2 protein-coding genes are annotated in these 7,853 nt (G+C 65.7%); both read left to right on the top strand.

Annotation, left to right across the window (positions count from 1 at the left end; translation table 11 throughout):
• Positions 1–248: 248 nt before the first annotated feature.
• On the top strand, positions 249–3,731 hold the full coding sequence (rpoB, locus tag ACFC0D_RS11580; RefSeq protein ID WP_376433630.1) for a DNA-directed RNA polymerase subunit beta: 3,483 nt from the start codon (positions 249–251) through the stop codon (positions 3,729–3,731).
• 100 nt (positions 3,732–3,831) lie between these two features.
• Entirely contained in the window at positions 3,832–7,731 is a 3,900-nt protein-coding gene (locus ACFC0D_RS11585; RefSeq protein WP_376433632.1) for a DNA-directed RNA polymerase subunit beta', read from the top strand.
• Positions 7,732–7,853: the final 122 nt, after the last annotated feature.

The raw sequence follows: 7,853 nt of genomic DNA on the forward strand, positions 1-7,853 counted from the left end.
CGGAGTTGAGAACAACGAGGGTCGCGAAAAACCCGCCCTGGACATCAGTGGGCCAAGTGGCTACACTGACCCTTTGCGCTGCCTGTTAGCTGCCCCCTGCCCGTCACCTGGGGCATACCCTCGCGACAGCATTGTCGGCAGACCTGACCTGACCTGGGCCTTTGGCCACATCAGGAATCGTCTGTCCCTGTGCGTCGCTGGGGACCGGTACGCGCGTAGTGAGTCCGAGCCCTCGGAAGGACCCCCTCTTGGCCGCCTCGCGCAACGCCTCGACCAATACGAACAACGGCGCCAGCACCGCCCCGCTGCGCATCTCCTTTGCAAAGATCAAGGAGCCCCTCGAGGTTCCGAACCTCCTCGCGCTGCAGACCGAGAGCTTTGACTGGCTGCTCGGCAATGCCGCATGGAAGGCTCGCGTCGAGGCAGCTCTCGAGTCGGGACAGGACGTCCCCAGGAAGTCGGGTCTGGAAGAGATCTTCGAGGAGATCTCTCCGATCGAGGACTTCTCCGGGTCGATGTCGCTGACCTTCCGCGACCACCGCTTCGAGCCCCCGAAGAACTCGATCGACGAGTGCAAGGACCGTGACTTCACGTACGGTGCCCCGCTCTTCGTCACCGCCGAGTTCACGAACAACGAGACCGGCGAGATCAAGTCCCAGACGGTCTTCATGGGCGACTTCCCGCTCATGACGAACAAGGGCACCTTCGTCATCAACGGCACCGAGCGTGTCGTTGTCTCGCAGCTGGTCCGTTCGCCGGGCGTCTACTTCGACTCCTCGATCGACAAGACGTCCGACAAGGACATCTTCTCGGCCAAGATCATCCCGTCCCGGGGTGCCTGGCTGGAGATGGAGATCGACAAGCGCGACATGGTCGGTGTCCGCATCGACCGCAAGCGCAAGCAGTCCGTCACCGTCCTCCTGAAGGCGCTCGGCTGGACCACCGAGCAGATCCTGCAGGAGTTCGGCGAGTACGAGTCCATGCGCGCCACCCTGGAGAAGGACCACACCCAGGGCCAGGACGACGCGCTGCTCGACATCTACCGCAAGCTGCGTCCGGGCGAGCCGCCGACCCGCGAGGCCGCTCAGACGCTGCTCGAGAACCTCTACTTCAACCCGAAGCGCTACGACCTCGCGAAGGTCGGCCGCTACAAGGTGAACAAGAAGCTCGGCGCGGACGAGCCGCTGGACGCCGGTGTCCTGACCACCGACGACATCATCGCCACGATCAAGTACCTCGTGAAGCTCCACGCGGGCGAGACCGAGACGATCGGCGAGTCGGGCCGGGAGATCGTCGTCGAGACCGACGACATCGACCACTTCGGCAACCGTCGTCTGCGCAACGTCGGCGAGCTCATCCAGAACCAGGTCCGTACGGGTCTGGCTCGTATGGAGCGCGTCGTGCGTGAGCGCATGACCACCCAGGACGTCGAGGCGATCACGCCGCAGACCCTGATCAACATCCGGCCGGTCGTCGCCTCCATCAAGGAGTTCTTCGGCACCAGCCAGCTGTCGCAGTTCATGGACCAGAACAACCCGCTGTCGGGTCTGACGCACAAGCGTCGTCTCTCGGCGCTGGGTCCCGGTGGTCTGTCCCGTGAGCGGGCCGGCTTCGAGGTCCGAGACGTGCACCCGTCCCACTACGGACGCATGTGCCCGATCGAGACCCCCGAAGGCCCGAACATCGGTCTGATCGGTTCGCTCGCCTCGTACGGCCGCGTCAACGCGTTCGGCTTCATCGAGACGCCGTACCGCAAGGTCGTCGACGGTCAGGTCACCGACGAGGTCGACTACATCACCGCCGACGAGGAGGACCGCTTCGTCATCGCCCAGGCGAACGCGACCCTGAACGACGAGCTCCGCTTCACCGAGCCGCGCGTTCTGGTCCGCCGCCGTGGTGGCGAGGTCGACTACGTCCCGCCGACCGAGGTCGACTACATGGACGTCTCGCCGCGCCAGATGGTGTCGGTCGCGACGGCCATGATCCCCTTCCTCGAGCACGACGACGCCAACCGTGCCCTCATGGGCGCGAACATGATGCGTCAGGCGGTGCCGCTGATTAAGTCCGAGGCCCCGCTCGTCGGTACCGGCATGGAGTACCGCTGTGCCACCGACGCCGGTGACGTGCCGAAGGCCGACAAGGACGGTGTCGTCCAGGAGGTCTCGGCCGACTACATCACCGTCGCCAACGACGACGGCACGTACACCACGTACCGGATGGCCAAGTTCTCCCGCTCGAACCAGGGCACCTCGGTCAACCAGAAGGTCGTCGTCTCCGAGGGCGACCGGGTCATCGAGGGCCAGGTCCTCGCCGACGGTCCGGCCACCGAGAACGGTGAGATGGCGCTCGGCAAGAACCTGCTCGTGGCGTTCATGCCGTGGGAGGGTCACAACTACGAGGACGCGATCATCCTGTCGCAGCGCCTCGTGCAGGACGACGTCCTCTCCTCGATCCACATCGAGGAGCACGAGGTCGACGCCCGTGACACCAAGCTCGGCCCGGAGGAGATCACCCGGGACATCCCGAACGTCTCCGAGGAGGTCCTCGCCGACCTCGACGAGCGCGGCATCATCCGTATCGGTGCCGAGGTCGTCGCCGGCGACATCCTCGTCGGCAAGGTCACGCCCAAGGGTGAGACCGAGCTGACCCCGGAGGAGCGTCTGCTCCGCGCGATCTTCGGTGAGAAGGCGCGTGAGGTCCGTGACACCTCGCTGAAGGTGCCGCACGGCGAGACCGGCAAGGTCATCGGCGTCCGCGTCTTCGACCGCGAGGAGGGCGACGAGCTTCCCCCGGGCGTGAACCAGCTGGTCCGCGTCTACGTCGCCCAGAAGCGCAAGATCACCGATGGTGACAAGCTCGCCGGCCGTCACGGCAACAAGGGTGTCATCTCGAAGATCCTTCCGATCGAGGACATGCCGTTCCTCGAGGACGGAACTCCGGTCGACATCATCCTCAACCCGCTGGGTGTCCCGTCCCGAATGAACCCGGGACAGGTCCTGGAGATCCACCTCGGCTGGCTCGCCAGCCGCGGCTGGGACGTCTCCGGTCTCGCGGACGACTGGGCGCAGCGCCTGCAGGCCATCGGTGCCGACCAGGTCGCGCCGGGCACCAACGTCGCCACCCCGGTCTTCGACGGTGCGCGTGAGGACGAGCTCGCGGGTCTGCTGCAGCACACGATCCCGAACCGCGACGGCGAGCGCATGGTGCTCCCGTCCGGCAAGGCGCGTCTGTTCGACGGCCGCTCCGGTGAGCCGTTCCCGGACCCGATCTCGGTCGGGTACATGTACATCCTCAAGCTCCACCACCTGGTCGACGACAAGCTGCACGCCCGGTCGACCGGTCCGTACTCGATGATCACCCAGCAGCCGCTGGGTGGTAAGGCCCAGTTCGGTGGCCAGCGCTTCGGTGAGATGGAGGTGTGGGCGCTGGAGGCATACGGCGCCGCGTACGCCCTCCAGGAGCTGCTGACGATCAAGTCCGACGACGTGACCGGCCGCGTGAAGGTCTACGAGGCCATCGTCAAGGGCGAGAACATCCCTGAGCCCGGCATCCCCGAGTCCTTCAAGGTGCTCATCAAGGAGATGCAGTCCCTGTGCCTCAACGTGGAGGTGCTGTCCTCGGACGGCATGTCCATCGAGATGCGCGACACCGACGAGGACGTCTTCCGCGCAGCGGAGGAGCTCGGTATCGACCTGTCCCGGCGCGAGCCGAGCAGCGTCGAAGAGGTCTGACGGGAGTCCGGTACGGGGGCTCAGCAATGAGCCCCCGGCCGGCCCCAGGACCCCCGTTTCAGACCCCAAGACTTACAACCCTGAGAGGGATTGACGCATAGTGCTCGACGTCAACTTCTTCGATGAGCTCCGGATCGGTCTGGCCACCGCTGACGACATCCGTCAGTGGAGCCACGGCGAGGTCAAGAAGCCTGAGACCATCAACTACCGCACGCTCAAGCCCGAGAAGGACGGACTCTTCTGCGAGAAGATCTTCGGTCCGACCCGGGACTGGGAGTGCTACTGCGGCAAGTACAAGCGTGTCCGCTTCAAGGGCATCATCTGTGAGCGGTGTGGCGTCGAGGTCACCCGCGCCAAGGTGCGTCGTGAGCGGATGGGCCACATCGAGCTCGCCGCCCCCGTCACCCACATCTGGTACTTCAAGGGCGTCCCGTCGCGCCTCGGATACCTGCTGGACCTCGCGCCGAAGGACCTCGAGAAGGTCATCTACTTCGCCGCGTACATGATCACGTTCGTGGACGACGAGCGTCGTACGCGTGACCTGCCCTCGCTGGAGGCGCACGTCTCCGTCGAGCGTCAGCAGATCGAGAACCGTCGCGACTCCGACCTGGAGGCCCGCGCCAAGAAGCTCGAGACCGACCTGGCCGAGCTCGAGGCCGAGGGTGCCAAGGCCGACGTGCGCCGCAAGGTGCGCGAGGGCGCCGAGCGTGAGATGAAGCAGCTGCGCGACCGTGCGCAGCGCGAGATCGACCGTCTCGACGAGGTCTGGAGCCGCTTCAAGAACCTCAAGGTCCAGGACCTGGAGGGCGACGAGCTCCTCTACCGCGAGCTACGTGACCGTTTCGGCACGTACTTCGACGGTTCGATGGGTGCCGCGGCGCTGCAGAAGCGTCTGGAGTCCTTCGACCTCGAGGAGGAGGCCGAGCGCCTCCGCGAGATCATCCGTACCGGCAAGGGCCAGAAGAAGACCCGTGCGCTCAAGCGCCTCAAGGTCGTCTCCGCGTTCCTGCAGACCGCGAACAGCCCCAAGGGCATGGTTCTCGACTGCGTGCCGGTGATCCCGCCGGACCTGCGTCCGATGGTGCAGCTGGACGGTGGCCGCTTCGCGACCTCCGACCTGAACGACCTGTACCGCCGTGTGATCAACCGCAACAACCGTCTGAAGCGTCTGCTCGACCTCGGTGCCCCCGAGATCATCGTGAACAACGAGAAGCGGATGCTCCAGGAGGCGGTCGACGCCCTCTTCGACAACGGCCGTCGTGGTCGCCCGGTCACGGGCCCCGGCAACCGTCCGCTGAAGTCCCTCAGCGACATGCTGAAGGGTAAGCAGGGTCGATTCCGTCAGAACCTGCTCGGTAAGCGTGTGGACTACTCCGCGCGTTCCGTCATCGTCGTCGGTCCGCAGCTGAAGCTGCACCAGTGTGGTCTTCCCAAGGCCATGGCGCTGGAGCTCTTCAAGCCGTTCGTGATGAAGCGCCTGGTCGACCTGAACCACGCGCAGAACATCAAGAGCGCCAAGCGGATGGTCGAGCGCGGCCGCACGGTCGTGTACGACGTCCTCGAAGAGGTCATCGCCGAGCACCCGGTTCTGCTGAACCGTGCGCCCACGCTGCACCGCCTCGGCATCCAGGCCTTCGAGCCCCAGCTGGTCGAGGGCAAGGCCATCCAGATCCACCCGCTCGTCTGCACCGCGTTCAACGCGGACTTCGACGGTGACCAGATGGCCGTCCACCTGCCGCTCTCCGCGGAGGCGCAGGCCGAGGCCCGCATCCTGATGCTGTCCTCGAACAACATCCTCAAGCCGGCCGACGGCCGTCCGGTCACGATGCCGACCCAGGACATGGTCCTCGGTCTGTTCTTCCTGACCACCGACGGTGAGCTCCGTGACACCAAGGGCGAGGGCCGTGCGTTCGGCTCCACGGCCGAGGCGATCATGGCGTTCGACGCCGGCGAGCTCGCGCTGCAGTCGCAGATCGACATCCGCTTCCCGATCGGCACCGTTCCGCCGCGCGGCTGGGTTCCCCCGGTCGCCGAGGAGGGCGAGCCGGAGTGGCAGCAGGGTGACTCGTTCCGCCTGCGTACGTCGCTGGGCCGTGCGCTCTTCAACGAGCTGCTGCCCGAGGACTACCCGTTCGTCGACTACTCGGTCGGCAAGAAGCAGCTCTCCGAGATCGTCAACGACCTCGCCGAGCGCTACCCCAAGGTCATCGTGGCGGCGACGCTCGACAACCTGAAGGCGGCGGGCTTCTACTGGGCGACCCGTTCCGGCGTCACCGTGGCCATCTCGGACGTTGTCGTCCCGGAGGCCAAGAAGGCGATCGTCAAGGGCTGGGAAGAGCAGGACGAGAAGGTCCAGAAGCAGTACGAGCGCGGTCTCATCACCAAGGAAGAGCGCACTCAGGAGCTCATCAACATCTGGACCAAGGCGACCAACGAGGTTGCCGAGGCGATGAATGAGAACTTCCCCAAGACGAACCCCATCTTCATGATGGTTGACTCGGGTGCCCGAGGAAACATGATGCAGATGCGTCAGATCGCCGGTATGCGTGGTCTGGTGTCGAACGCCAAGAACGAGACGATTCCCCGTCCCATCAAGGCGTCCTTCCGTGAGGGTCTCTCCGTCCTCGAGTACTTCATCTCGACGCACGGTGCCCGTAAGGGTCTGGCCGACACCGCCCTGCGTACCGCCGACTCGGGTTACCTGACCCGTCGTCTGGTGGACGTCTCGCAGGACGTGATCATCCGCGAGGAGGACTGTGGCACCGAGCGCGGTCTGAAGCTGCGGATCGCCGAGAAGGGTGCCGACGGCATCCTGCGGAAGACGGACGACGTCGAGACCTCCGTGTACGCGCGGATGCTCGCCGAGGACGTCGTCGTGGACGGCAAGGTCATCGCGCCGGCCAACGTCGACCTGGGTGACGTGCTCATCGACGCCCTCGTGGGCGCCGGCGTGGAGGAGGTCAAGACCCGCTCGGTCCTGACCTGTGAGTCCGCCGTCGGTACCTGTGCCTTCTGCTACGGCCGTTCGCTGGCCACCGGCAAGCTGGTCGACATCGGTGAGGCGGTCGGCATCATCGCCGCCCAGTCCATCGGTGAGCCCGGTACCCAGCTGACGATGCGTACCTTCCACACCGGTGGTGTGGCCGGTGACGACATCACCCAGGGTCTGCCCCGTGTTGTCGAGCTCTTCGAGGCCCGTCAGCCCAAGGGTGTCGCCCCGATCTCGGAGGCGGCCGGCCGCGTCCGTATCGAGGAGACCGAGAAGACCAAGAAGATCGTCGTCACCCCGGACGACGGCAGCGATGAGACGGCGTTCCCGATCTCGAAGCGTGCCCGTCTGCTGGTGGGCGAGGGCGACCACGTCGAGGTGGGCCAGAAGCTCACCGTGGGTGCCACCAACCCGCACGACGTGCTGCGGATCCTCGGTCAGCGCGCGGTCCAGGTCCACCTGGTCGGCGAAGTCCAGAAGGTCTACAACTCGCAGGGTGTGTCGATCCACGACAAGCACATCGAGATCATCATCCGGCAGATGCTGCGCCGTGTGACGATCATCGAGTCCGGCGACGCGGAGCTGCTGCCGGGCGAGCTCGTCGAGCGCTCGAAGTTCGAGACCGAGAACCGTCGTGTGGTCACCGAGGGCGGTCACCCCGCCTCCGGCCGTCCGCAGCTGATGGGTATCACCAAGGCCTCGCTGGCGACGGAGTCCTGGCTGTCGGCCGCCTCCTTCCAGGAGACGACCCGAGTCCTGACGGATGCGGCGATCAACGCCAAGTCCGACAGCCTCATCGGCCTCAAGGAGAACGTCATCATCGGTAAGCTCATCCCGGCCGGTACGGGTCTGTCCCGCTACCGCAACATCCGGGTGGAGCCGACCGAGGAGGCCAAGGCCGCGATGTACTCGGCCGTCGGCTACGACGACATCGACTACTCGCCGTTCGGCACCGGCTCCGGCCAGGCCGTTCCGCTGGAGGACTACGACTACGGTCCGTACAACCAGTAAGTCGTGCGAACCGAAGGGCGGGACCCCCACACCCGGGTGCCGCCCCGCCGCAATTTCGAATCAAGTGGACTAACGGGCGCGCAGCCCCCAAACCGCGTGCCACAGGCCGGGGCTGAGCCAAA

This window comes from Streptomyces sp. NPDC056222 (assembly GCF_042264065.1).
Taxonomy (GTDB): domain Bacteria; phylum Actinomycetota; class Actinomycetes; order Streptomycetales; family Streptomycetaceae; genus Streptomyces.